A 25,661-nucleotide genomic window follows, 5' to 3' on the forward strand; every position below is an offset into this window, starting at 1 on the left:
CAAAGAGCCTGCCACTTTGACACGTAATCCATCAAATTAATGCTGCAAAAACGGTGAATACGCAGCATGTGGGTGAAATTCCCCTCATGCTGCGACCCTTTTACATATTGATAAAACCTGCGTCGCGCATTTTCGCCTCGACATCAGCCTTTTGCGCCTCTGTCAGCGGGCGGATAGGTGTGCGAGGGTTACCCGCATCAATACCATGCAACTTCATTGCCGCCTTACCCGCTGCGACACCACCGTATTCCACCAGAACACGGATAATGGCAATCACTTTGTCCATCAGTGCGGTGACTTCTGCTTGATCCCCGCGTTTAAAGGCTTCAATGATTTTCAGGTACAACGGCGCTGCATAGTTATAGGTACTGCCAACCGCACCAACTGCGCCTACAGCCAACCCTGCAGGCAGGAACTCATCCACCCCAAACGGGATATCAAACTTGCCACCGGATACGCGAAGTGCACGTTGGTACTCGTACAAATCAACGTGATTGAATTTGGCTCCGGAAAGGTTCGGAATGCGGGCTTCCCCTTTAATAAGGAACTGTTCCAAATCCAGGTTCACGCCAGACATACCCGAATGGTAGTAATAGAAACCTTTCGACGGTGCCGCAGCAGCGATTTGTGCGCAGTATTCAACGAGATCATCCACGGATCCCGGTTTGAAGAAACACGGGCCAATCGCTGAGGTCGCCAGTACATCCAGCGTCTCAGCGTGGCGGGTCAGGTTCAGGGCGTCTTCAATGCTCAGTGCCCCTGTGTGGATGATAAGGTTCAGTTTGCCGTCCGATGACTTCACCCAGCGTTCTGCAATTGCCTTGCGCTCTTCGACGCTGCAGTGAATACCTTCACCGGTGGTGCCACACACGTAGGCACCTGTCACACCCTGCTCAATCAGCAGCGCGGCAATGTCGTCAATGGCAGCAAAGTTCACCTTATTATTGTGGTCAAACGGTGTATGGGGCGCTGCAATCAGACCCGTTAATTTTTCCATGAATACTTCCTTCTTAAATGCGTCTATCCGGTTGTCCAGCGTGTGTTATTGGCCGTAGCCAAGGAACAATCCAGGCAGGAACAAGGTAAATTGTGGGAAAACAGCAACCAGCGCCAGTACGATAAACAGTGGCACCAGCAGCGGGATAACACCGCGGGTCAGGGTGTGGAATGGAATATCACCCACACGGGAGACCACATAAAGCGCCATGCCCATCGGTGGTGTCAGGATGCCGATCATCAGGTTCAGAATCGCCATCACACCGAAGTGAACCGGGTCGATACCCACGGCCGCAGCAACCGGCACCAGGAATGGAACCAACAGCAGCAACAACGCGAGCGATTCGATAAAGGTGCCAAGGAACAGCAGCAACAGGTTGATAAGAAGCAACAATACCAGCGGGTTATCACTGATCGTCAGGAAGTAATCCGCCAGCATTTGTGGCAGTTGTTCACGCGCCACAATCCAGCCAAACACGGTCACACCCATCACCATCAATGCCACAACCGCAGTGGTATTCACGGTTTCTTTCAGCACTTCAATAAAGCCCGTGAACGTCAGTTGCTTGTAAACCACGGTACCAAGGAACAGCGCATACAGTGAAGAAACAACCGCCGCTTCCGTTGGAGTGAATTTGCCTGAGAAGATACCGCCAATGATGATCACCGGCGTCAGCAGCGACAGGAATGCCTCTTTGAAAGAGATAAGCTGTTCGCGGCGGCTTGCGCGCGGCAGTGTCATGTAGCCACGTTTTTTACAGATGTAGTAACTCATGATCATCAGCGCGATACAGCAAAGGATGCCCGGCACCGCACCGGCCAGGAACAATGCGCCGATGGAGGTATTGGAGACCACACCGTAAATAACCAAAGGAACCGAAGGTGGCACCAGAGGGCCGATAATGCACGATGCCGCCGTTAAGCCACCGGCAAAGTCATCATCGTATTTGGCATCACGCATGGATTTGATTTCAAGCTGCCCGAGACCACCCGCATCTGCCAGCGCTGAACCGGACATGCCGGAAAACAGCAGGCTCGCCATGATGTTTACATGACCAAGGCTACCCGTAATGTGCCCCACCATGGATTTGGCGAAATTAAAAATACGTTCTGTAATACCCGCACTGTTCATCAGGTGCCCGGTCAATACGAAAAAAGGTACTGCCAACAAGGTGAAATTATCGATACCTCCCAGCATCTGCTGGGCAGCGAAATTGATACCTGTGCTGTTGGTGACAATCAGGAACACCAGTGCGACAAATATCAGAGAAAAACCCACTGGCATGCCTGCAAATAACAAGGCCAGCCAGCCAAAAATTGAACCCGCCATACTGCCTCCTACCTCTGCGCTATCTGCGAATCAGCGCCAGCTTCGTGCGCATTGCCATTGAAAAATTGCTTTGAAATGCCAACCATTTTTTGCACTTGGCGAACCACCATAAACAAGCCGCCAAGCGGCAGGCTGTAGTTCATCCACTTGCTGGAGATACCCAGGGTGATCAGTTCGAAAAATGCCGTTCTTTGAACATGTTGGTAACCGAGATAGATGATGGCGAAGATAGAAACCAACACCGCAAATTCCAGCGACAACACCAGAACCAGCCGGATTTTCTCAGGCAGTTTGTCAGAGAAAAAAGTGATATTGACGTGCGTGCCCCGCTTGAGGGCAATCGCGCAGCCAATCAGAGACATATACATGAACAGAACACGCGCCAGTTCTTCACTCCATAAAGAGGGATCGTTGAAAAGCCAGCGGGTGACGATTTGCCAGGTGAGTACCAGCAAAAGAAGAACCATCAAAGGCACTGTGATGATTTCTTCAATATTATCAAAGAATTTTCGCAACATCTTGAGCTCCAATGGCTAGCCAAACGGCTAGCCTTCTATGGAATGGTCCTGCGACCGTAATGATTACATCGCTGCCAGTTTCTTAACGATTGGCTGTCCGATCTTCTCTTCAAACTCAGAGTAAAGTGGCTGCATCGCCTCGCGGAATGGGCCCAACTCTGGGTAAGTCACGTTCACGCCTTCGCTTTCAAAGTAAGAGATCAGTTCCGCTTCCTGCTTTTTCACAGAGGCAGTGTGAGCGGCACCGGCTTTCTCAACCGCTTCTTCAAGGATCGCTTTTTCTTTGTCAGAGAGTTTTTGCCATGTCGGTTCGGAGATGATCACCATTTGGTCATTCACGATATGGTTCGTCATCGCGAGGTTTTCCTGTACCTCATAGAACTTCATGGTTTTGATGGTTGGAAGTGGGTTTTCCTGGCCGTCTACCGCATTGGTTTGCAGTGCCAGATACACTTCAGAGAACGCCATAGGCGTTGGTGAAGCACCAGACAGTTTTGCGTAGTTCAGGTTCGCTTTCGCATTCGGAACGCGAAGCTTAAGGCCTTTAAAGTCGTCGATGTTTTCCAGCGGACGGTTAGACGTGGTTTCACGGGTACCGTTGTACCAGGTGTCCAGCGCGCGCCAGTTGAAGTTGGTCAGCATTTCTTCGCGTACGCCTTGGCCGAACTCTGAGTCATACACACGGCGCAGGTGTTCAAAGTCGCGGGTAACATAAGGGAGTGACACCACTTCGGCGCGCGGGATCCAAAGCCCGATACGGCCGAATTCTGCATACGTGATATCCAAGTCACCCATACTGAGTTGTTGCAGCATGGCGCGGTCATCACCCAGCTGTGCGCTTGGGTAAATGGCAATATTCATTTCGCCTTTGCTGAGCTCTTCTACAGTGTCCGCCATCAGTTTGGCTGACGTGTATTCAACCGAACCCACAGACGCCTGCATGCCCATTTTCAGCGTGGTTGCTGCTTGCGCAGATACAGTACATCCCAGAGCCAGCATAGCGAGAGTAATCTTGTTTATAGCCTTCATATTCTTCCCTTTTTAGTTATCTGTACCTTGTTTCACGGTTCGCAAAAATATTTTTCATTTCATTTGAAAAAAATCTTTACTGAGGATTATTATAGTCATGAAGATTATTTTCAAACCAACGTTTTTTGAAATGTGATCGTGAACAAAAAGTAGCCTAGGACAGGTTCTTCACCCGCGAGTCAGGCGAATGGAGGTGGCAGTGAATCGTCCTCACGCCCCTGAAAACCGTTTTTATACGAGGCCCAAAAGTGAAAGCAGAAAACTTAGATATCAACGCATTGCGAAAAAGTCTCCAAGGCCAGACGGTGGTTTCGATTCAACCCGTCGCTGGCAGCCCACTTGAAAACACAGCCTTCATTGCTGCGATGGCTCAAGCTGCCGAACAGGCTGGTGCAAAAGCGCTACGAATCGAAGGCGTTGAAAACGTTGAGGCAGTCTCACAAGTGGTCAATGTACCAATTATTGGAATTGTTAAACGTGACTTAATTGACAGTCCTATCCGTATCACGCCTTTTGTGTGTGATGTTGATTCACTCGCGAACGCAGGGGCGACCATCATCGCTTTTGACGCGACAAACCGACCCCGTCCGGAGAGCCGAGAAATCATTGCCGATGCCATCAGACACTCAGGCTGTTTTTCAATGGCAGATTGCTCAAACTTTGAAGATGGCGAATGGGCACATTCACAAGGTATTGATATTATTGGCACTACCCTTTCAGGCTATGTGGGTGGGAGCATCCCGGACGAACCCGATTTGCCATTAGTTAAGCAGTTCTCTGATGCCGGTTTTTTTACCATGGCAGAAGGCAGATACAACACCCCGGAGCTTGCAGCCAAAGCCATTGCTCACGGCGCAGTTGCGGTTACGGTGGGCTCCGCTCTTACCCGGCTGGAAGTGGTTACTCAATGGTTTAATAACGCAACACAGGCAGCAGGAGTGCGGTAATGTCTACCTTGGCTATCGATATTGGCGGCACAAAAATCGCCATAGGTTTTGTCAGCAATGGAAGCTTAATGAAGCGCCGTCAGTTCCCGACACCAAAGGTGCAAACCGCTGACGAATTTGCCAAACAGATTCTTGATAATTGCCGAGACTGGCTGCCGGATGTTGCCCGAATCGGCGTTTCGACCACAGGGCTGGTAAGCGAAGAAGGCATTAGCTCCATCAACCCGGAAACCCTCGCCTTTCCGTCGCCTTTCCCCCTCAAAGCCTCGCTGCAAAAACTCGCAGACCGGCCAGTGATGATGTTGAACGATGCGCAGGCTGCCGCTTGGTTTGAGTTTGTAAACCTGGATACGCCCATCAAAAACATGGCGTTTATCACCGTCTCTACCGGCGTTGGTGGGGGGTTGGTTATCGACGGGAAACTGCACAAAGGGACAACGGGACTTGCCGGACATATCGGACATATCGCCGTTGATCCTGATGGTCCCGAATGCGGCTGTGGGCAAAGGGGTTGCGTTGAAACACTGGCCTCCGGCACTGCCATCGAACGCATCAGCAAACAAATCTTCTTTCCCCCTGTTTCGAATGTCCATTTGTTCTCGATAGCGGATGAAGATGACATGGCAGAGCGCATCATCAGACAGAGCGCCGGCGCCATTGCCACCTTATGCACTAACCTCAAGGCAATTCTGGATTTGGATGTGGTTGTGATTGGTGGCGGTGTTGGTCTGGCAAGCGGCTATATATCCCGCGTACAGGAAGCGATCAATGAGAAACCCAATTTCTGCCAGGTGCCGGTCGTTGCAGCCAAAGGAAACTATGACGCCTGCCTGTTGGGCGCCGCATTCCAGTTTAATGAACTGAACTGATACTCTTTTCCCTCCCTTTTGCACTGGCTTGTCAACGTGACTCTGACACCAGTGCTTTTTTCGTTCCTCCCACACACCTGAAAACATCGCAGCAACAGACGATTAACAGTGCTAATCGTCACAACAAAATAGTCTCACTTTAAAATATTCCGATTATGCCTAATTATTCACCCGATCCTCATCTAAACGCTGAGGAGACAAACAATTAAGGGATAAAAAGGAACAAGTAACCACAATGAATAAAGGACTATTTTTCACTGCAATGCTGGTCTCTTCCGCTGCATTTGCCGACGCCGCCACATTGAATGTCTATGCATGGGGAAGCTACCTGCCGGAAGCGTCTTTGAAGGCGTTTGAAGAGCGCGAAGGCGTGACGGTGAATTACCTGACCTTTGAAAATAACGAGTCAATGTACACCAAGCTCAAGATCCTCAAGGGCACAGGTTATGACGTGGTGTTCGCCTCGGCCTACTTCATCGACAAAATGGGTCGTGAAGGTTTGCTGGCGGAGCTGGATCACGCCAAGATCCCCAACATGAAAGACACTGTGCCAGCGCTGCTGGGTCAGGCTCACGATCCTGAAAACCGCTACTCCCTGCCCTATATCTGGGGTGTAACCGGTATCAGCTATAACAGCGGCGAGATTCTCGACCCCGTTACCAGTTGGTCAGATCTCTGGAAGCCGGAATACGCGCAACAAGTCATGCTGATCGACGATATCCGTGATGTATTCGGCATGGCATTAAAGAAAAATGGCCACAGCATCAACACCAAAAATGAAGATGAAATCAAAGAAGCCTATGAGTCTTTGGTTGAGCTGAAGAAAAACGTGCTCCTGTATAACTCTGATGCACCACAGGTTCCTTACATTTCAGGCGAAGTGAGTGTTGGTATGCAATGGAACGGTAACGCATTCCAGGGCCAGCAAGAACTGCCAGAGCTGAAGTTCGTGATGCCTCAGGAAGGCGCTGTGTTGTGGATGGACAACTACACCATCCCGTCTGGCAGCAAAAATATCGACCTGGCACACAAGTTCATCAACTTCATGTTTGAGCCAGAGCAACAGGCAGAAATCGTCAACAGCGTGGGTTACGCCTCTGCTACCAAAGCCGGCCGTGAACTGCTGTCAGACGAGCTGAAACATAACACCACCATCTTCCCATCTGAAGAAGATATGAAGAAAGGTGAGTTCATTAACGACGTTGGCCCAGAAACACTGGCGATTTACGATGGGTACTGGCAAAAACTGCGCACCCAGTAAGAAGCATTGCATCTCGCTACTTTATATTCAAAGGGGCTGATGCCCCTTTGTTGTTATACCCAAGCAACCTGAATCCTGCATCTTCAGGTCGTTTGGGTATAAACTTACCCGAATGATTGCTTGATCAGCACGGGAAACTCATGACACAACACACCGTTCTATTCGATATCAACGAAACGGTTCTCGACCTAAATAGTCTGAAGCCGTTGTTTGTTGAAGCCTTTGGTGATGAAAAGTTAATGTCGGTCTGGTTTGCGATGTTACTGCACACATCCACGGTGTGTGCATTGACCAAGACCAAGTCAGATTTTGCGACACTTGCCGGCACCATGCTGGACGCCGTTGCAGCGAGGTTTAAGTTGACGCTGAGTAATGATCAACGCGGAAAGATGCTCAGCGGATTTGCCTCTTTGCAACCACATGAGGATATGAAAGCGGCATTGACCCGGCTGAAGGAGGCTGGCTACCACACTGTCGCATTCACTAACTCGTCTCTTCCATTAGTCACCAGCCAGATCACCCAGGCAGGACTTTTGGATGACTTCGATGACATCATTTCCGTGGAAGAAACCGGCAGCTTTAAGCCTGACCCGATGGTCTACCAATTTGTCGCTGCAAAGCTCAATCTACCGCTCTCCGCTTTGCGTCTGGTTGCAACCCATGACTGGGATACCCATGGCGCGATGTCAGCTGGAATGAAAGCAGCCTACATTGATCGCTCCGGTGCGCCCTATCACCCGCTCTATTTAAAGCCAGATGTATTTGAAAAAGACATGCGGGAGGTGGTTGAAAAAATCATCGCAGCGGACAAGGTATATACCTAAACAACCTGAAGATGCTCGCATTCAGAGGTCATCAATGCGTTCAATTTGAGGCAAAAAATAGGTCACCCCTACAGTGACCAAAAGCATGGAACGTTCTTCTTTGGTAGTTGCTTTTAACACATCAAGCCTGCAGGACCTGAATTCTGTGGCACGGTGAGCAGCCCCTTTATCAGGCGGCTGCTCCTTTTGCATTGTTAACGCTGACGCCACATATCAATCAGCGCCTGATAGTTGGCTTTCACCGCCGTTCTAAAGGTGTCGTCATTCAGATCCCCACGCATCCACTGACGGCTTGGTTCACCGAAAATGGTGCGACCAACAGCAAAACCCTTCACGGTGGAAGATTGTGCCGATGCCTCAAACCCAGCTTTTAGGGAATCTGCTGCTGCATCCAGCCCAAGTAGCACCACACCCCGGCAATGCGGATCACGGCTTTCAATCAAGCCATCAACCTGCGTCCAACCTGATGCAGTTAACGGCGGCAGTTTCCACCAATCCGGCTGAATACCGATGTTATAGAGGCGTTCCATCGCGCGATGATAAAGCCCATCCGCCACCTCTGGCGCAACCGGATTGTCAGTTTTTGGCAGGATAACTTCCAACAGGAGGTCGTTCCCCGTCTGACAACAGGCGCGATACACTTCCTGCAGCAGTTCTTCCTGTTCAAGCTGCAGTGCCTGCGCATCATCCGGGTGGTAGAACACCAGACACTTCACGATCTGCTCTTTCGGCCAACTGGCAAGTTGGGAACCGATATTGCCGTGTTCAAGGCGCAAAGGACGGGAACCCGGTAGTTCAATCGGACGCCCAATCCACCAGCGTTCAGCAGCAGTGTTGCCATAACCGGTGGCCGCATTCAGTACGTCAGTGCCAAATGTGCCATCGCACAAAATGCCTGCCTTGCCGACCAGATCAGCTTCCTGCGCCACTTCCTGCGCTGCCTGCCAAATCAGGTTTTTCAGGTGCGGGATGCTGGAGATATCAGCCCCTGCCTGCTGTGCCATTTCGACAAACTGCATACGGTGGTCAAATGCCAGAACGCAAAGTTCAGGCCACGCTTTTTCCCGTGTGGTAACACGGTGCAAATGGTTCAGGGCGTCATCTCTGTCCGGGCGTGGAATTTCATGTTCGTGAGCAAGGTAATAATCCAGCTCTTCACGGGTAGGCATAGCCGGAGAGCAGCCGTGGCGGGAAACTACCAGTGCGCCACACGCATTGGCATAGCGACAGCATTGTTCCCAGGATTCGTCATTCAGGTAGCCGCGAAGCAAGCCGGACATAAAGGCATCGCCCGCACCAAGGACATTCAGCACTTCCACGCGCACGCCTTTTACGGTGATGCCATCATCGAGGCTGTCACCGATGTCGCCGGTAAATACCGAACACCCCAGCGGCCCGCGTTTGCAGACCAAGGTCGCATCCGTCATCGAGCGAACCTCTCTGAGCGCGGTGACAGAATCAACGCTGCCACCGGCAATGTGGAATTCTTCTTCTGTCCCGACGATCAGGTCAAACAGCGCCAATACTTCCTGCAATTGCGCCGTGACCTTGTCGGATTCAATAAAACGGGTTTCACCGTCACCCAGTGAGGTCAGCCCCCACAATACAGGGCGGTAGTCCACGTCCAGCGCTGTACGGACGCCGTGTTTGCGGGCATAACGCAAGGCTGTCAGCACAGCTTCACGGGATTTGGGATTGGAAAGGTGGGTGCCGGTAATCGCCAGACACTTCGCTGAAGCGATATAGGATTCACTGATGTCTTCCGGCGTGATCGCCTGATCCGCACAATTGTCACGATAGAAAATCAGCGGGAAAGTGTCTTCATCTTTGATGCCAAGCACGACCAACGCAGTCAGCCGCTCTTTGTCTGTGATTAGATGACTGGTATCGACACCGACACGTTGCAGTTCTTCACGGACGAAACGCCCCATGTGTTCATCACCAACCCGCGCCAGCATGCCGGATTTCAGCCCTTGCCGCGCGGTGCCGTGTGCCACATTGCCCGACGAACCGCCAAGGTATTTGGCAAAGGTGCGCATATCTTCCAGTCGTGCACCAATCTGCTCTCCGTAGAGATCGACGGCGACGCGCCCAAGGCAGATAACATCCAGTGTTTTTTCCACAACAGTGCTCCCTGTTCCTAAATTGGATCTGAAATTATCTACGCCTACTTCAATCTTGGTCCGGGACCTGCCCTTCGCCCAAAATGAAATATACGTTTCATTTAATAGTAAGCATGAAATGAAAAAGCTGCAATAGGTGAAACGTACATTTCATTTAATACCCATTCTTCGTTCAGTACTGAGACACGATATGGAAAGCAGACAGAAAAATGCCGCGGTCATCGCGGCATACTGTCGTCAGGGAAAACTGACGGTTATTCGGAAACACCAACCGCTTTGTGGCTGTTAAGGGAGTCCAACGCCGCTTCTGCCAGCACCAACGCCATTTCGCCGTCAATGCCGCTGCACATAGGCTCTGTTTTTCCCTCCAGTACATCGACGAAATGTTGCCACTCCGAGATATAAGCTTCTTTGTACCGCTCCAGAAAGAAGTGCTGTGGTTTGGCAGCAGCACAGTTCTCTTCACCCCAATGCTCCACCAAATGCTCACGCACATTCCCGGCTTTTAGCATTCCTTTGCTGCCATGCAGTTCGATACGCTGGTCGTAACCGTAGCCGGAGCGGCGACTGTTGATAATGGTAGCCATCGCACCGGAGGGGAAATTGAGCACAATGACCGCATTGTCGATATCACCGGCTTCACCAATCGCCGGATCCACCAGACAAGCACCATGAGCCGAGACGGAAACCGGGTCTTCACCCATGATGTAGCGCGCCATATCTAAATCGTGAATCGACATATCGCGGAAAATGCCGCCGGAGACTTTCACATAATCGGCCGGCGGTGGCGACGGGTCACGAGAGGTAATCACCAGGGTTTCTGCTTTACCAATCGCACCGCTTTCAAACAACTCTTTGAGGGTTCTGAACTGGGGGTCGTACCGGCGGTTAAAACCAACCAGCATTTTCACGCCGGATTCCTCTACCACAGAGAGGCATGCTTTCACCCGCGCAAGACTCAAATCAATCGGTTTTTCGCAGAAAATAGCCTTCCCTGCTTTCGCCGCCTGCTCGATAAGATCGGCGTGGGTATCTGTGGCTGAGCAGATGCACACGGCGTGAATATCGGGGTCAGACATTGCCTGCTCAACACTCATTACCTCAGCGCCATACTGGCTCGCCAACTGCTGTGCCCCTTCGGTATAAGGGTCAATCACCGCTTTAATCTGTGTTTTTGGGTGCGCGGCAATATTCACCGCATGTACCTTCCCTATCCGTCCGCAACCGAACAATGCGATATTGAACATAGCGTCTCCTTCCTGCTGATATTTAAATGCCCCGTTTTACCGTCTTACTAAGCCAGCCAATGAAGCTAAGCATAGTCGGGACAAAACTCCGTCGCTGAAAGCCAATAATAGAACACAATTTTCAATTCTCAATAAATTGAAATGTACATTTCACAATATTTGATATAGTCGATACACGTGTCGTGATCATTGAGGAATTCTGGCTATGGAAACGGGCTCTCTAAACACCACTAAAGCGTTCTATTCGCCCCAAGAAGCAAGCGTTGATTCACTCACCAACATCTGCAGCCAAAGCACGTCATTGAAACACTACCCACTGGCTTCTGATGTGATGAACAATGTGTTGGTGTATGACGGTGATAGCTTGCGCCAATCCGATGACATCACACCCTTCCTGAATGAAATTGCGTTCGCTTTTCGGCAGGGACCTGGCGTTATTGCTATAAAACGCTTTTACGATGACCTGTCAGTTATCGATGAAATGAGCGAAGTGTTTGAACAGATACTGGCGGCAGAAAGTGGCTATGGCTCAGGCGATCATTTCGGCAAGCAAGGCCCCCAAGCCAATGGACGAATTTGGAATGTGTTCCAGAAAAGTGCCGATATTGCTCCCGGGGTATTCGTCAATTACTACAAAAATCCTTTACTTGCAGCCGTCGCAACCGCTTGGTTGGGGCCCCATTATCAAATAACAGCGCAGGTAAATATTGTCAGGCCAGGCGGGGCGGCGCAGGTCTGTCACCGGGACTACCACCTTGGTTTTCAGCAGCCTGAAGAAACAGCCCGCTATCCCCTTCATGCCCAGTTAATGTCTGCCATGCTCACGCTTCAGGGCGCGATTGCCCACACGGATATGCCAATGGAAAGTGGCCCAACAAAACTACTGCCGTTTTCGCAGCAGATGCCGCTGGGTTATATGGCTTATCACCAACGTGAATGTCAGGATTACTTTGAACAACACTGTGTACAAGTGCCGTTGGAGAAAGGCGATGCGGTGTTTTTCAGTCCGGCACTCTTCCACGCTGCGGGTGAAAACCGCACCACGGATTTCCACCGCTGCGCCAATTTGATGCAGATATCGTCAGTATTCGGCAAGCCTATGGAAAGCGTTGATCTCGCCCATATCAGCCGCCAAATCTACCCATTCCTCGCTGCCAATTGGCAAAACGGGACTTACTCTGAAAAAGAAAAAACTGCCATTCTTACTGCTGCCAGTGATGGGTATTCCTTCCCGACGAACCTTGATACTGATCCTCCAATTGGGGGCTTGGCACCGGAGACGTCAGAAACACTCCTCAAACGCGCTCTGGATGAAGGTATGGATACAGATACTTACGCCACCGTGTTGGCGCAGCTGCTGGAAAAGCAGCGGCCAAGGTAGAGCTGACATGGACTTCAACGCCCTGACACAGTCGCTGGTGACCGATCCCTGGTTTTATCTTCTGGGGATCCCCGCCATTTTGATTTATGGCATTGGAAAAGGCGGTTTGGGCGGCGCGCCTGGCATTTTGGCTGTGCCTTTAATGGCGCTGGCTATTTCGCCGACACAGGCGGCGGCAATTCTGTTGCCAATATTGATAGTGATGGATGTGGTGGCGGTTCGTTATCACTTTCGTAATGCAGATTACGGTGTGATCAAGCGGATGTTGCCGGGTTCGCTTTTCGGCATCGCTATCGCAGGCATCTACCTTTACGTGATTCCCATTGCCGGGCTCAAGCTCAGTATTGGCGTGCTGTCGCTGCTATTTTGTCTGCAATATCTGTGGCAACGGAGACAATCTTCGCCGCCCTCCGATAAGCCAAACACGGTAAAAGCGACGTTTTGGGGATTCCTGACCGGATTTTCCAGCACCGCTATCCATGCTGGAGGTGGCCCGGCGAGCATGTACCTGATCCCGTTACGGTTGGATAAGCTCAGTTTCGTCGCCACCATGGCGGTTTTTTTCGCCATGTTGAATGTGGTCAAGCTGGTCCCCTACGCGTCACTCGGTGAATTCGATACGACCAACCTGATGACAGCGCTTGTGTTAATGCCCCTTGCACCAATGGGCGTCGCGTTAGGCGTCTATCTGCTCCACCGTGTCAGCCAGTCACTGGTCTATCAGATTTGCTATCTGTGCCTTTTCCTTTCCGGCATGAAGCTGACCATAGATGGCGTGACTATGCTTTCTGGCTGAAGCGGAATGCCAGGGCAATTACCAGACTTTGTGCCAGACATAGCGTCGCGGTTTGAGAGCGGAAAGAATCCACTTCCGCTTCACTAATGATGAAATTCACATCCCCATGCGCTGCCAGCGGGCTGATTTGACTGTCGGTAAAGACGATTTGCTTCGCCCCCGCTTCGCTCGCCTTCTCGCACATGGCAACCGTTTCAGGTGAGTAAGGAGAAAAGCTCGCGCTGATAATAACATCATTCTCACCGATGCGCGCCATTTGCTCAGCCGCCATGGAGCCCAAGCCATCCACCAGTACCACCCGGCGTTCAAGATGACTGAGCGCGTAAGTGAGGTACATGGCAATACTGAATGCGCGACGCATGGCAACAATGTAGATGGTGTCAGCCTTTTCAAGCAGTGCGACAGCCGCATCGAGATCTTGTGGCGGTGTGGTTTCTGCCAGTTGCATAAGAGCAGACACATTGGCTTGGGACAATTCATGCAAGACTTGGGAAGGGGTTTCCAAAACGCCCTCGCCCCCTTTTTCCTGCTTCAACAGCTGAGCCCGCTTGGTGTAGCTGGTCGTCTCTTCCACCAGCTTTTTCCGGAATAGCTGTTTCATCTCATTGAAACCGCTGAACTCGAACGCATTGGCAAAGCGGATCAATGTAGAAGGCGGGACTTCGGCGTGGCTGGCAATCACGGCGACGGTATCAAAAGCAATGCTGTTGGGATTATCCAGCACATATTGAGCGACCTGCTGCAGGCGCTTGCTCAAAGACGTGTAACGCTCGCGGATTTGTTGTTGTAATTCAGAGAGATGATTTGCAGCTGCCATGATGTACCTATCTTTTGTGGTATCAAAGCAAGTGTAATCGTACATCCCCTATTTTGAAATAAACATTTTATACGGGTGATTCCGGAAACAATCAGCCCAAAAAATTAATGCTGGATTTTGCGCGTAGAGCCCCGTTCAACCGGCTCACAGGCCAGGGTGATTGATCTTGGCGGTAAAGCAGGGTCAGCTATGTGCTCAAACAACGCATTGATGGTGGAATCAATCATCTCATCGTTTGGTTGGCGAATGGTGGAGAGATTGTAAGAGCGGCTTTTGGCTAAACGGATGTCATCAACGCCGACTACCCCCACTTCTTCCGGTACCCGCAGCCCTATCTCGTAACGCAGCGCATCCATACCGCCGCACGCCATGATGTCATCAGCAAAAAACATGGCGTCAGGTTTTTCAGAGTGTCTGAACAGGCGTTGGGTCGCATCGTAGCCCGCATCGTAACTGAACTCGCCGCCTTCAACGACCTGCCATTCGTTGCAACCGCGTTCCATCAGGCGGCTGATAAACCCACGCTGGCGATCCACGGTTGCCGAAGTGCCAATTGGCCCGGCCACGAATGCCGGTCTCTTGTATCCGGCATCGAGTAACATGTCGGCGGCCATACGCCCGGCCAGCACGTTGTCACAACTGACTACAGTGACACTGTTTTCACTGGAATCGCGCCCGAATATCACCGCAGGTGTATCCTGGGATTTGCAGGCATCGACTAGGGGTTGCGGCAAGGATGCCGAGGTAATGATAAGCCCATCGACGTTATATTCCATCACCAGTTCTACCGCCTCTTGAATATCCATTTCGCTGTTCACATGGATAAGCAGAGTGTGGCAATTGCGCTTTTGGATTTCGGTGGTAAATCTCGCCAGAATGGGCAGGTAGAAGGGGTTGTTGAAGTCAGTCATCAGGATGCCGATCAGGCTGGAACGGGACTTAATTCCCCGGGCAAGGCGGTTAGGTTTGTAATTGAGCGATGCAGCAGCCTGAAAGACTTTCTCCCTCAAAGGCCGGGAAATACTGGCATCCGGGTTAAACGCGCGGGAAACCGCGGAAACGGATACCCCCGCAGCCTCAGCCACCTCTACTACCGTGACTTTTCGCTTTTTCTGTCCGGCTGGGTTTGCGCCGTTTGTTTTACTGTCCTTTGCCATAGAGTCTGCTTTCCTGCTTGCCGTATTACCATGGGTCATTCATTGGGTGACTCACGGGAATGAAATTGATTTCAGCTGATTTATCCTAGCCCAGCGGGTCATCATGCTCCACGAATTTTCCATTAGCAGTCGCTAAAAATTGATGCCTCCAACAACTGCGCCCGTTTCAGCATTCAAAACGGGCGCGTATTGTTCGCTTTCTTGCTCGGTTAGCGGTACTCGCCAGCCAGCTTTTCTACCATCTCAAGATTGTCCTTGGTCACGAAGCCAGGGCCAGAGTTGATGTTATTGGCAGGAACAACGCCATAGCGGTCATACATGGTCAGCACCATGACCGGGATATAGCCTTGCAGGAACGGTTGTTGGTCAATGCCCCACTGGATATTGCCATCTTTGATAGCCTGTGCAATTTCACCGCTCAGATCGAACGTACCGAAGTAGATTTTGCCGAGTTGACGGTTTTTCTCCAGAGCACGAAGGGTTGGGTGAGCAGATGTTGGCCCCAGTGTCAGCACGGCGCCTGTGTTTGGATTTGCACGCAGATACGCCAGTACTTTTTTCTCGATACCAGTAGGATCCTGACCCACGTCAATCATCTGATTGCCCAGTTCAACGCCCAGTGCATCGGCAAAACCCTGGCAACGCTCTACAGACGCCGGGTTGGTGATGTAATGGTTAACACACACAAAGCTTTCTACGCCGTCAGCTTTTGCACGTTTACCCGCGCCGAAACCCGCATCATACTCAGGCTGACCAACGTGCAGCAGCGCACCGACCGCTTCACTTTGCTCTGCGGTACCGGAGTTGATGGTAACCACGGGAATGCCTTTCTTGTTGGCTTTTTCCAATGGGCCTTTCAGTACTTCATAGTCAGCAATGGTGGTAATGATGCCGTCTGGGTTTGAGGCCACAGCCTGCTCAATAATACGAGCCATATCCGCCAAATCACCGGTTGTCGGGTTGCGGTACTCCACTTCGACATTCAGTTGCTCACCGGCAACATTAATGGCGTTTTTAATGGTGTTCCACCAGGAATCCGAATCCGGCGCGTGGCTGATCAAAACAAATCGTTCGCCATCCGCCATGGCAGTGTTTGGCACTAACGCCGCCATACTGGCTGCCATGGCCAGAACGAGGACGGACGCTCTTCTTGCTACAGATCTAAGTAGGGTATTCATCCGGTTGTCTCCAATTGCTGTCATTATTGTATCCATGCGGCGAATGCCAGAGGCTGCCACCCGGTTACGGCTCGAGTGGGTAGCTCCGCTACCCCTTTCTTACACTTGTTCGTCTTTCAGGTTTCCTTTCGCGTTAACCCGCCGCAGCGGCATCAGAACGTTGGAATTCAGCAAGCTCTGCTTCAAGGGATTCCAACTCCTGCCCGCCAGCCATCATTTCCAGGATCTCTTCGCGGGTAACATCTTTCTTCAGCCAGGTGCCCAGGCTCTTACCGCGGTTCAACAAGGTGAAGCGGTCTGCAATGGGATAGGCGTGGTGTACGTTGTGGGTAATAAGAATGACGGCCAGCCCCTTACCCCTCGCCCTTGCCACCACTTTCAACACATTGGCGGACTGCTTCACGCCGAGCGCGGCGGTGGGTTCATCAAGGATCAGAACCTTGGCACCGAAGTGGATGGCACGGGCAATCGCCAGACACTGGCGCTCACCGCCGGACATTGTGCCGATCGGGTGTTCGGGGTCGCGCACATCAATGCCCATTTCTGCCATACCGGCACGGGCAATTTCATTGGCGCGTTTGGTATCGAACAGATTGAATGGCCCGACACGCTTTTTCAGCTCACGTCCCATAAAGAAGTTGCGGGTTACGCTCATCAAAGGCACCAGCGCCAAATCCTGGTAAACGGTTGCGATACCTGCATCCAGCGCATCGCGTGGTGACTGGAAAATGGTGGGTTTGCCGTTCATCAGAAACTCACCTTCTGATGGTTTGTGAACGCCAGCCAGCGTTTTGATCAGGGTAGACTTACCAGCACCGTTATCCCCCAACAGACAATGGACTTCGCCCATTTTTACCTGCATATCAATATCTTTCAGGGCAATAACAGAGCCGAAATAGCGGCTGACTTTTTTCAGTTCAAGGATAAATTCTGACATCTCGTTTCTCCTGAATAATGATTCCGTAACGTCCTATCAGCGCGCGCTGGTCACTTTCTTGCGGATGAAGTTGTTAAACAGCACCGCAATCAGAAGCATCACGCCGAGGAATACGCGGAACCAGTCAGAATCCACGCCAGTAAAGAAGATACCCATCTGCACCACACCGAAAATCAGTGCGCCGAAGAAAGCACCAATCACAGAGCCATAACCGCCGGTAAGCAATGCACCACCGATAACCGCCGCAATAATCGCCTCGAACTCCTTCAACAACCCGCGGTCAGCCGCAGCAGAGCCAAACTCCAGCACCTGACAAGCCGCAAATACCGTGGCGCAAAAAGCAGTGAACATGAAAAGGATGATTTTGACGCGGTCAGTCGGTACACCCACGTTTTTCGCCGCGTTGGCGTCACCACCGGAAGAGAAAATCCAGTTACCGAAAGCGGTACGCAGCAACACAAAAGAACAGACTGCCGTCAGCAGGAACCACCAGACCACCACCATCGGAATACCGGTGACAACAGGTGTGCCGTCGGCGTAGGTTTCAATCCATCCTGACTGCCCCAGCCAGGTGAATAAGCCAGTACCAATTTCACCGCCAAACATCGCCGCCAGCCAATCACCTTCTGCTAGGTTACCGACACCGGAAATGATGGTTTTGTTTGTCAATGCGATAGAAAGGGCAATGGTCAGGCCGCGCAAGATAAAAAGGAAAGCTAGGGAAACGATGAATGATGGCAAGCCAGTGCGGACAACGATATAACCGTTGAGAAACCCAACTGCCATGGCTGCGACAAACGCAAACAGGATAGCCGCCCATACCGGCCAGCCCCAATACACGGCGGGAATGGCTATCATCATACCGGCAAAGCCAATCATGGAACCGATGGAAAGGTCGAATTCCCCGGCAATCATCAACAGACAGGCGCCCACGGCAATGATACCGAGTTGCGCTGAAACCGTCGTCCAGTTAAGAACACCGTCCGCATTGAACATACCGGAGTCCCATGCCACAAGCGCAAAAAACACAAAGACCAGAACGGCACCGGATACTGACCCCAGCTCGGGGCGCGACAACATTTTACTGACCAGAGAAACATTCCTGACGCGTTCGTCGCCCGGTGAACTGAACTTTTGCTCTGCCTCTGGTGTAGCTTCTTTTACCGACATACTTACCTCCAATCCATTTTCGTTTATGGCAGCGCAGGCAGGGAGTGCCACCTGCGCCCTTCCTTGCGTCAGGCAATCACTGTCTGTTCAATGAACATCCGGCTTTGCTCAGCGTCTGTTTTGGCATCACTTTTCGCCGCAGGATCCGTATCCTGCTCTACCGTGACCCAGCCTTTGAAACCAATCTCAATCAGCGTTTGGCGGACAGCATCAAAGTCCACACAGCCCTGCCCCAAGGGGCAGAAAATGTTATTGCCAATCGCGGTATAAAAATCGGTATCGGTTGCCACTGAGGCTTTCAGTACATCGGCATTGATATCTTTGAAATGTAAATACTTCACCCGGTCGCTGTAGGTACGCAGCACCTCACAAGGGTCCATACCGGCATACACGCAATGGCCGGTATCCACACACAACGACATCAGCGAAGGCGGCAAATCACGCATGGCTTTATCCAATTCGTCCCGGTACTCAATGAAGGTGCCTGCATGGGCATGCAGCGTAGGTGTAATACCGTACTCGGCGCAGATTTCACCGACGCCGCGCAGGGTTTCCATCATGGCATCCCATTGTTCATCGGAAAGACGGGTAGCCGTTTCCACCTGACCCGCCTGATCGGTGCGTGGCGAAGAAACATGATCGATAACCACCAGAAATTGTGCCCCTTGTTCGCGTAGAATTTCACAGGTAACGCGGGTCTTTTCCAAAATGGCGGCACGCTCTTCAGGGCGGTGCAAGTGCACAAACAAGGTGCCTGCAATCAATCCCAATTCCCTTTCAGACAAAGCTTGTTTAAGGCTTTCCGCATCCGTTGGCAGGTAGCCCAGCGGCCCCAACTCTGTCGCGCCATAACCAGCACCAGCAATCTCATCCAGCACCTGGTTCCATGGCGGGTTAGCCGGGTTGTCCGCAAATTCAATTCCCCATGAACACGGCGCGTTGGCGATTTTAAGTTCCAAGGCATTGCCTCCTGTCGTAGAAACACACTGACGTTGTTTTGTCCTGCGCCGGGCTTTAGCAACCACCCTTAACGCAACCTCTCGTTAACACTTTTTAAACAATTATGGTAATGTTTTCATTTTGTCAACGAAGTGAGCGTCTCAAAACTGCGTCAAAATGCACTTCCTAGCCTTTTTTTGCCTCTAATAAGCCTTGGATCACACTTTTTCATTTTCACCATTTGAAAACATTTTCATTACATGACTAGTATTTGAACAATTAGTCAATGGAATTCAGGAGAAGCACGGATGGGTACCATCAGAATGACGACGGCTCAGGCGCTTGTTCGCTTCCTTGCCGCCCAGCAAATTGAGCATGAAGGCAAGGTCGAGCCGCTATTTGGTTGTGCATTTGCCATTTTCGGCCACGGCAACGTGACCTGCCTTGGGCAACAGCTGTACGAGAACCAGTCGGTGTTTCCGACCTGGCGGGGGCAAAACGAACAATCCATGGCACTTGCTGCAGTGGCCTATGCCCGTGCCAACCAGCGTCGACGCATCGGCATTGCAACCTCCTCTGTCGGCCCAGGCGCATCCAACATGGTGACCGCCGCAGGCGTGGCACATACCAACCGCCTCCCCCTTTTGCTGTTGTGTGGCGATACGTTCCAGTCGCGGTTGCCAGACCCTGTGCTGCAGCAGACCGAGCATTTCTCCAATCCATCACTCACTGTGAACGATGCATTTAAAGCCGTAACCCGCTACTGGGATCGCATCACGACGCCTTCCCAGCTACTGGTTTCCTTGCCACAGGCTATCGCGACCATGCTGGATCCCGCAGACTGCGGCCCCGCCATGATTGGCCTGCCGCAGGATGTTCAGGGGCATGCGTGGGATTTCCCTGAAGCCTTTTTCGCGCCGCGCGTGCACCGTATCCGCCGTCCACAACCGGAGCTGGCAGACATTGAAGCTGCCGCAGAGGCCCTTCGCCGCGCTAAACGCCCAATGATCATTGCTGGCGGTGGTGTGGTTTATTCGGGAGCACGGGATGCCCTTATCGAATTTGCAGAGAAGCACCAAATCCCAGTTGTCAGCACCATCGCTGGCCGCACGCTTCTCAACGATGATCATCCGTTGCACGGCGGCCCAATTGGCACCACAGGCTCAGACAGCGCCAATCACATTGCCAATGAAGCCGATGTAGTACTGGCCGTTGGCACACGTTTGCAGGATTTCACCACCGGTTCTTGGACGGTATTCCGCAACCCGGATTTCAAACTCATCACCATTAACGTTGGCAGGCACGACGCCAGCAAACACTTGGCGCAAACGGTAATTGGCGATGCGCGGGACTCTCTGCTGCAGCTCGATAAACAGCTGGAAGCATGGCAAACAGAATCTAACTGGATTGAATATTGCCAAAAAGAAAAGGCAGCCTGGGATGACATCGTTAACAGCCGGACAGCCGCAACGGATACCGCCCTGCCTTCCTATGCGCAGGTGGTTAATAAGGTGAATTACCTCACTGACGAGGGAGACCGCGTTATTACCGCCGCCGGTGGCCTGCCGGCGGAAATTGCCATGAACTGGCAGACCCGCTTTCCTGATTCGCTGGATGTGGAATTCGGTTTTTCCTGCATGGGTTATGAAATCGCCGCAGGTTGGGGTAACAAAATCGCGCGGCCAGAGCATGAATCCATCGTCATGGTCGGTGATGGCTCTTACCTGATGATGAATTCCGACATCTACAGCTCGGTACTCACTGGTCACAAGATGATTGTGGTGGTGTGTGATAACGGCGGCTTCGCGGTTATCCGCAAGCTGCAAACCAATACCGGCAACACAGCATTTAACAACCAACTGGAAGATTGCACCACGGAGCGCGACTACCCGCTCCCCCGTGTTGATTTTGTCAGCCATGCCAAAGGGCTTGGAGCGCGGGCCGAGAAAGTCACTCACCTCAACGATTTTGAGCAAGCCTTCGCCCGTGCCAAAGCCGCCGACCGCACTTATGTGCTGGTTGTTGATATCGACGATACCAAATGGTCAACCTGCGATGCCTGGTGGGAAGTGGGGCTGGCGCAGGAAACCGATAACCCAAGCATTATTGAAGCGCGGGATAACTGGGAAAAAGGACGCAAACACCAGCGTCGTGGCGTTTGAGAACAACAAGGAGTAAAGGCATGTTTAATGAAGAGATGCATTTCGAAACGCCCATTCGCTGGGGAATGGTTGGCGGCGGCCGGGGCAGTGAAATCGGTTATTCACACCGCGCTGCCGCGCAGCGGGACAGACTGTTCCAGTTCGTGGCCGGTGCGTTGGATATTGACCCAGACCGTTGCCGCGATTTTGGCGTCAACCTTGGTTTGGATCCTGAGCGCTGCTATCCCGATTACAAAACCATGTTCGCGGAAGAAGCGAAACGTGAAGACGGCATTCAGGCAGTGTCTATCGCCACGCCCAACGCCACCCACCATGAAATTGCTAAAGCCGCACTGGAAGCGGGCTTGCATGTTGTGTGCGAAAAACCCGTGACCATTCATGTCGAAGATGCCATTGAACTGAAAGCACTGGCGCAACAGCAAAACAAAATGCTGGCAGTGATGTACGGTTACACCGGCTTTCCCATGGTACAGCAGGCACGTGAAATGGTTCAGCGCGGCGATATTGGTGCGGTGCGCGTGGTGCAGATGTCCTTCGCCCATGGGTTTCATAACACCGAAATTGAAAAAAACAGCCCGGGTGCAAAATGGCGCATGAATCCGGAAGTCTCTGGGCCCAGTTTTATCATTGGTGATTGCGGTACACATCCTTTCTACATGGCAGGCATGATCACCGGGCTGAAAGTGAAATCCCTGATGTGTTCGCGCCAGAGCTTTATTCCTTCCCGCGCGCCCTTGGAAGACAACGCCCACATCGTCTTCCAATTTGAAGGTGGTGCCGTCGGCACGTTATGGGCGAGCGCGATCAACAGTGGCTCCATGCACCAGCAGAAAATCCGCATCGTCGGTGAAAAAGCGAGCCTTGAGTGGTGGGACGAATATCCCAACCAGCTTCGTTACGAAGTTCAGGGCGAGCCGGTACGGATTCTGGAACGCGGTATGGGCTATCTCTACAACGATGATCCGGGTGTCAGCGCAAACCGTCAGGGTGGCGGCCATGCTGAGGGCTTTTTCGAATCATGGGCGAACCTTTATCACCGCTATGCACTGGCAATTGACGCCTTTGACCGTGGCGATCACGCCTTCCTGGAAACCCATTGGTATCCGGATATCGACGGCGGCATTGATGGCGTGAAAATGGTGAACGCCTGTGTCCGGTCAGCGGATAACGGCGCAGTGTGGGTGGATTATGACTGAGTCCATCCAACTTTCCGGCTGGGAAGCGAATAACGACCGCGACATCGACGTTATTTGTCTGGGTCGCGCTGGGGTTGATTTCTATGGCGCCACAGACGGCGCAGATTTTAACGCTGAGCCAGGCTTTAAAAAGTGTGTCGGCGGTTCCCCGGCCAATGTGGCTATTGGATTAGCAACGCTTGGAGCCAAGGCTGGTTTTATTTCCTGCCTGACCGACGACGCACAAGGCCGCTACGTGCGCGCCTACATGGAAGGCAAAGGCATCAATCTCGACGGTGTGGCGACACTCTCCGGAGAATATCGCACAAGCCTTGCCGTTGCAGAACTTCGCCCAGAGCCAGAGGTGGTGATCTACCGGAACAACGCCGCTGATCTCGCTTTGTCGGTGGAACACATTGACAGCCATTTCATCAGTAATGCCCGCTGTCTGTTCGTTTCCGGCACCGCGCTTTCCACCAGCCCTTCACGGGAAGCGACCATCTGTGCCATGCAAATGGCACAGATGGCAGGCACTTTGGTTGTGCTGGATCTCGACTATCGCCCTTACTCATGGGCATCCGCTGAAGATCCTCCTCATCTATACCGACTCGCGGCCTCGTTCAGCGATGTGGTGATCGGCAACCGCGAAGAATTTGCAGTCATGGGATTCCCTCATGACATTGAAGAAAGACATGTCAGTGCGGCTTCGGAACTTCTAAGTGGCAACACAGAACTTGTCATTGTCAAAGGCGGCGCGGAAGGGTGCGAAGTGTTCGGGCTGGACGGTAACAACAATCTCACCGGCCTTTCTCAAGCAATATTTCAGGTAGAAGCGCGAAAACCCTATGGTGCAGGCGATGCCTTCGCTGCTGCCCTTTTATTTGGTTTGCTGAATAACTGCACATTACAAGATGCCGTTGCCATGGGCGCCGCCAACGCCGCTATCAATGTCACCGGCGATACTTGCGCCGATGCCATGTCGGATCTCGAATCCCTCAAAGCTTTCATGCTGAGTCGCAGCTACCAATTCTCAAGCACCGTCTTAAACCAAGGTGTGACAACGTCACATAAAGTAATCAAGGAGTGAATCATGGGTAAGCACATCCCCCCTTTCGACAACCGCAACGAGCCAGTGATTGGCGTGAATGACGACACCACTCCTCTGTGCTACTTCAACCCGGTGAAACTCTCGCAAGGGGAAACTTATCAATACCAACTCGAAGGTTATGAATCAGCCGTTGTGTTGGCGGGCGGCACCTGCGACATAACAGTCGATGGCGAAACCTTTGCAAGTATCGGAAAGCGCAAATCGGTTTGGGATGGTGACCCTGCCGCGGTCTATGTGCCAGTTGGCAGCACCGCGCTTATTACCTGCGTTTCTGAGACGGCGGACGTGTTGGTTGCGGGTGGGCGCTACGAACCGGAAGAAGGTCGCGAGTTTGCGCCTTTCGCCGTGCAACCGGAAGAGACTGACAAGGTGCAGTACGGCAGCGATGACACCAAAACCCACCGCAAAATCAAGCATGTTCTCGGTCAGAAAAATGCCGATAAACGTGGGCGATTGCTGGTGAGTGAACTCTTTACCGTCGGCGCGGGAGGCTGGTCTGGTTTTCCACCCCACAAACACGATGAAGAACGCCCACCGATGGAAACCCGTTATGAGGAGGTTTACCAGTTCCGTTTCAATCCGGATCATGGCTTTGGGGCGCAGTTCCTTTACGAACATGAGGACGATTTTGGGCCGGTCTACCATGTGCGCACTGGCAGCGTGATTGCGATAGACAAGGGCTATCACCCTTCTGTCGCCGCCCCAGGTTACGAGATGTACTACTTCACCATTATTGTCGGCGAGAAAAATCCTTCTCTGGTGCAATACTTCGATCCCCACCATGAGTATCAGGTTCATACCATTCCGGGCATCAAAGACATGATTGCCAAATTCAAATAGCGGGAGTCCATCATGCTGGTGAATTTAACCGATTTGCTCCCTGCCGCAGCCGCCTCCGACGGCGCTGTCGCCTGTTGCAACGTGTTTGGCATTGAAGAAGCGCAGGCAGTCATTGCCGCGGCAGAGACACTGGATCTTCCGGTGATCCTGGCCGTAAACAAAGACATGGTGGATTTGGCAGGTGTCGAAGCCATGGCGGGGTTGTTATTGCCGATGGCGAAAGCCAGCACATCCAGAGTGTGTGTGCACCTCGACCACTGCTATGAAGAAGCGATTGTTTACCGCGCTATCCACGCTGGGTTCAGCTCCGTGATGTTTGACGGCTCCCAGTTGCCATTGGCAGAAAATATACGCCGCACCCAACAGGTGGTACAGGTCGCCCATGCCGTGGGTGTATCCGTCGAAGGTGAATTGGGCTCCGTCCCCTATCAAGAAGGTCGGGATCACATTAAATCTGCCCTCACCCTGCCGGATGAAGCTGCCGTCTTTGCTGTGCAGAGCGGTGTGGATGCCATGGCCATTTCCATCGGCAACGTCCACCGCATGACCGAAGCGGGCAGCCCGATTGACTACACTCTGCTCGAAGAGATTGAAAAGCTGACACAGTTACCACTGGTGATCCATGGCACTACCGGCATCGCTGAAAGCGATTTACGCACCCTCAAAACACACAGAGTGGCTAAATTCAATGTAGGCACCACGCTTCGCATGGCGTTTGGCAATGCCATCCGCAGTGAAATGGAAGTGTCACCGGATAAATATGACCGCCAGTATTTCGCTTCCCGCGCTTTGCCAGCACTCAAGGAAGAGGCAATGCGGGTTCTGACACTGCTGGCACCTAGCCGCTAATTCATCAT

The 25,661-nt window shown here is 52.1% G+C and carries 23 protein-coding genes; 11 read left to right on the forward strand and 12 right to left on the reverse strand.

Features of this window, described 5'->3' with window-relative positions:
- Positions 1-100: 100 nt before the first annotated feature.
- The 4 genes from KU854_RS03545 to KU854_RS03560 form a co-directional block, all read right to left on the reverse strand.
- Positions 101-997, reverse strand: coding sequence for a dihydrodipicolinate synthase family protein (locus KU854_RS03545; RefSeq protein ID WP_218357098.1), 897 nt, complete (start codon positions 995-997; stop codon positions 101-103).
- Between the two features lie 45 nt (positions 998-1,042).
- Complete coding sequence (siaM, locus tag KU854_RS03550; protein ID WP_218357099.1) at positions 1,043-2,326, reverse strand: sialic acid TRAP transporter large permease SiaM; 1,284 nt, start codon at positions 2,324-2,326, stop codon at positions 1,043-1,045.
- An 8-nt stretch (positions 2,327-2,334) separates the two neighbouring features.
- A complete protein-coding gene (locus KU854_RS03555) occupies positions 2,335-2,844 on the reverse strand; it encodes a TRAP transporter small permease (protein ID WP_272491023.1) in 510 nt (169 codons plus the stop codon).
- Positions 2,845-2,907: 63 nt separating this feature from the next.
- A complete protein-coding gene (locus KU854_RS03560) occupies positions 2,908-3,873 on the reverse strand; it encodes a sialic acid TRAP transporter substrate-binding protein SiaP (protein WP_218357101.1) in 966 nt (321 codons plus the stop codon).
- A gap of 248 nt (positions 3,874-4,121) precedes the next feature.
- Between KU854_RS03560 and KU854_RS03565 the strand changes: the two genes are divergently transcribed.
- The 4 genes from KU854_RS03565 (at position 4,122) to KU854_RS03580 (ending at position 7,774) form a co-directional block, all read left to right on the forward strand.
- Positions 4,122-4,820 (forward strand): putative N-acetylmannosamine-6-phosphate 2-epimerase, encoded by a 699-nt coding sequence (locus tag KU854_RS03565; protein WP_218357102.1) that lies wholly within the window; start codon positions 4,122-4,124, stop codon positions 4,818-4,820.
- Positions 4,820-5,689, forward strand: coding sequence for an N-acetylmannosamine kinase (locus tag KU854_RS03570; protein ID WP_218357103.1), 870 nt, complete (start codon positions 4,820-4,822; stop codon positions 5,687-5,689). The genes KU854_RS03565 and KU854_RS03570 overlap by 1 nt, the downstream gene beginning before the upstream one ends.
- Positions 5,690-5,924: 235 nt before the next feature.
- On the forward strand, positions 5,925-6,950 hold the full coding sequence (locus KU854_RS03575; RefSeq protein ID WP_218357104.1) for an ABC transporter substrate-binding protein: 1,026 nt from the start codon (positions 5,925-5,927) through the stop codon (positions 6,948-6,950).
- Positions 6,951-7,090: 140 nt separating this feature from the next.
- The gene (locus KU854_RS03580) at positions 7,091-7,774 is read left to right on the forward strand and encodes a haloacid dehalogenase type II (protein WP_218357105.1); all 684 of its coding nucleotides are present in this window, start codon (positions 7,091-7,093) and stop codon (positions 7,772-7,774) included.
- A gap of 194 nt (positions 7,775-7,968) precedes the next feature.
- Here the strand turns inward: KU854_RS03580 and KU854_RS03585 are convergent, their stop codons facing one another.
- Both KU854_RS03585 and iolG read right to left on the reverse strand, forming a co-directional pair.
- The gene (locus tag KU854_RS03585) at positions 7,969-9,897 is read right to left on the reverse strand and encodes a bifunctional 5-dehydro-2-deoxygluconokinase/5-dehydro-2-deoxyphosphogluconate aldolase (RefSeq protein WP_218357106.1); all 1,929 of its coding nucleotides are present in this window, start codon (positions 9,895-9,897) and stop codon (positions 7,969-7,971) included.
- A 254-nt stretch (positions 9,898-10,151) separates the two neighbouring features.
- Positions 10,152-11,144, reverse strand: coding sequence for an inositol 2-dehydrogenase (iolG, locus tag KU854_RS03590; protein ID WP_218357107.1), 993 nt, complete (start codon positions 11,142-11,144; stop codon positions 10,152-10,154).
- 205 nt (positions 11,145-11,349) lie between these two features.
- Between iolG and KU854_RS03595 the strand changes: the two genes are divergently transcribed.
- Both KU854_RS03595 and KU854_RS03600 read left to right on the forward strand, forming a co-directional pair.
- A complete protein-coding gene (locus tag KU854_RS03595; protein ID WP_218357108.1) occupies positions 11,350-12,525 on the forward strand; it encodes a phytanoyl-CoA dioxygenase family protein in 1,176 nt (391 codons plus the stop codon).
- Between the two features lie 7 nt (positions 12,526-12,532).
- Entirely contained in the window at positions 12,533-13,321 is a 789-nt protein-coding gene (locus KU854_RS03600; protein ID WP_218357109.1) for a sulfite exporter TauE/SafE family protein, read from the forward strand.
- Here KU854_RS03600 and KU854_RS03605 read toward each other — a convergent pair.
- The 6 genes from KU854_RS03605 to KU854_RS03630 all read right to left on the reverse strand — a co-directional run bounded on the left by KU854_RS03605 (position 13,305) and on the right by KU854_RS03630 (position 19,539).
- Positions 13,305-14,138: a MurR/RpiR family transcriptional regulator gene (locus KU854_RS03605; RefSeq protein WP_218357110.1), complete on the reverse strand. Its 834-nt coding sequence runs from the start codon at positions 14,136-14,138 to the stop codon at positions 13,305-13,307. The two genes, KU854_RS03600 and KU854_RS03605, sit on opposite strands and share 17 nt — an antisense overlap.
- Before the next feature lie 104 nt (positions 14,139-14,242).
- The gene (locus tag KU854_RS03610; protein ID WP_218357111.1) at positions 14,243-15,295 is read right to left on the reverse strand and encodes a LacI family DNA-binding transcriptional regulator; all 1,053 of its coding nucleotides are present in this window, start codon (positions 15,293-15,295) and stop codon (positions 14,243-14,245) included.
- A gap of 209 nt (positions 15,296-15,504) precedes the next feature.
- Positions 15,505-16,497 carry a sugar ABC transporter substrate-binding protein gene (locus KU854_RS03615; RefSeq protein WP_255555384.1) on the reverse strand — a complete coding sequence of 331 codons (993 nt, stop codon included), beginning with the start codon at positions 16,495-16,497 and terminating at the stop codon, positions 15,505-15,507.
- A gap of 109 nt (positions 16,498-16,606) precedes the next feature.
- Positions 16,607-17,410 carry an ATP-binding cassette domain-containing protein gene (locus KU854_RS03620; protein WP_054779203.1) on the reverse strand — a complete coding sequence of 268 codons (804 nt, stop codon included), beginning with the start codon at positions 17,408-17,410 and terminating at the stop codon, positions 16,607-16,609.
- Positions 17,411-17,446: 36 nt separating this feature from the next.
- Complete coding sequence (locus tag KU854_RS03625) at positions 17,447-18,580, reverse strand: ABC transporter permease (RefSeq protein ID WP_218357112.1); 1,134 nt, start codon at positions 18,578-18,580, stop codon at positions 17,447-17,449.
- Between the two features lie 68 nt (positions 18,581-18,648).
- Complete coding sequence (locus KU854_RS03630) at positions 18,649-19,539, reverse strand: TIM barrel protein (protein ID WP_218357113.1); 891 nt, start codon at positions 19,537-19,539, stop codon at positions 18,649-18,651.
- 288 nt (positions 19,540-19,827) lie between these two features.
- Here KU854_RS03630 and iolD point away from each other — a divergent pair, with 288 nt between their 5' ends.
- Genes iolD through KU854_RS03655 form a run of 5 tightly spaced genes read left to right on the forward strand, consistent with a single transcriptional unit; the run spans position 19,828 to position 25,653 of the window.
- Positions 19,828-21,681, forward strand: coding sequence for a 3D-(3,5/4)-trihydroxycyclohexane-1,2-dione acylhydrolase (decyclizing) (gene iolD / locus KU854_RS03635; RefSeq protein WP_218357114.1), 1,854 nt, complete (start codon positions 19,828-19,830; stop codon positions 21,679-21,681).
- A 20-nt stretch (positions 21,682-21,701) separates the two neighbouring features.
- Entirely contained in the window at positions 21,702-22,877 is a 1,176-nt protein-coding gene (locus tag KU854_RS03640) for a Gfo/Idh/MocA family protein (RefSeq protein ID WP_218357115.1), read from the forward strand.
- Positions 22,870-23,943: a 5-dehydro-2-deoxygluconokinase gene (gene iolC / locus KU854_RS03645; RefSeq protein WP_218357116.1), complete on the forward strand. Its 1,074-nt coding sequence runs from the start codon at positions 22,870-22,872 to the stop codon at positions 23,941-23,943. Before KU854_RS03640 ends, iolC begins: the two co-directional genes overlap by 8 nt.
- Positions 23,944-23,946: 3 nt before the next feature.
- Positions 23,947-24,804: a 5-deoxy-glucuronate isomerase gene (locus tag KU854_RS03650; RefSeq protein ID WP_218357117.1), complete on the forward strand. Its 858-nt coding sequence runs from the start codon at positions 23,947-23,949 to the stop codon at positions 24,802-24,804.
- Positions 24,805-24,816: 12 nt separating this feature from the next.
- Entirely contained in the window at positions 24,817-25,653 is an 837-nt protein-coding gene (locus KU854_RS03655; RefSeq protein ID WP_218357118.1) for a class II fructose-bisphosphate aldolase, read from the forward strand.
- Positions 25,654-25,661 lie beyond the last annotated feature (8 nt).

The organism is Enterovibrio paralichthyis (genome assembly GCF_019209835.1).
Lineage (GTDB): Bacteria > Pseudomonadota > Gammaproteobacteria > Enterobacterales > Vibrionaceae > Enterovibrio > Enterovibrio paralichthyis.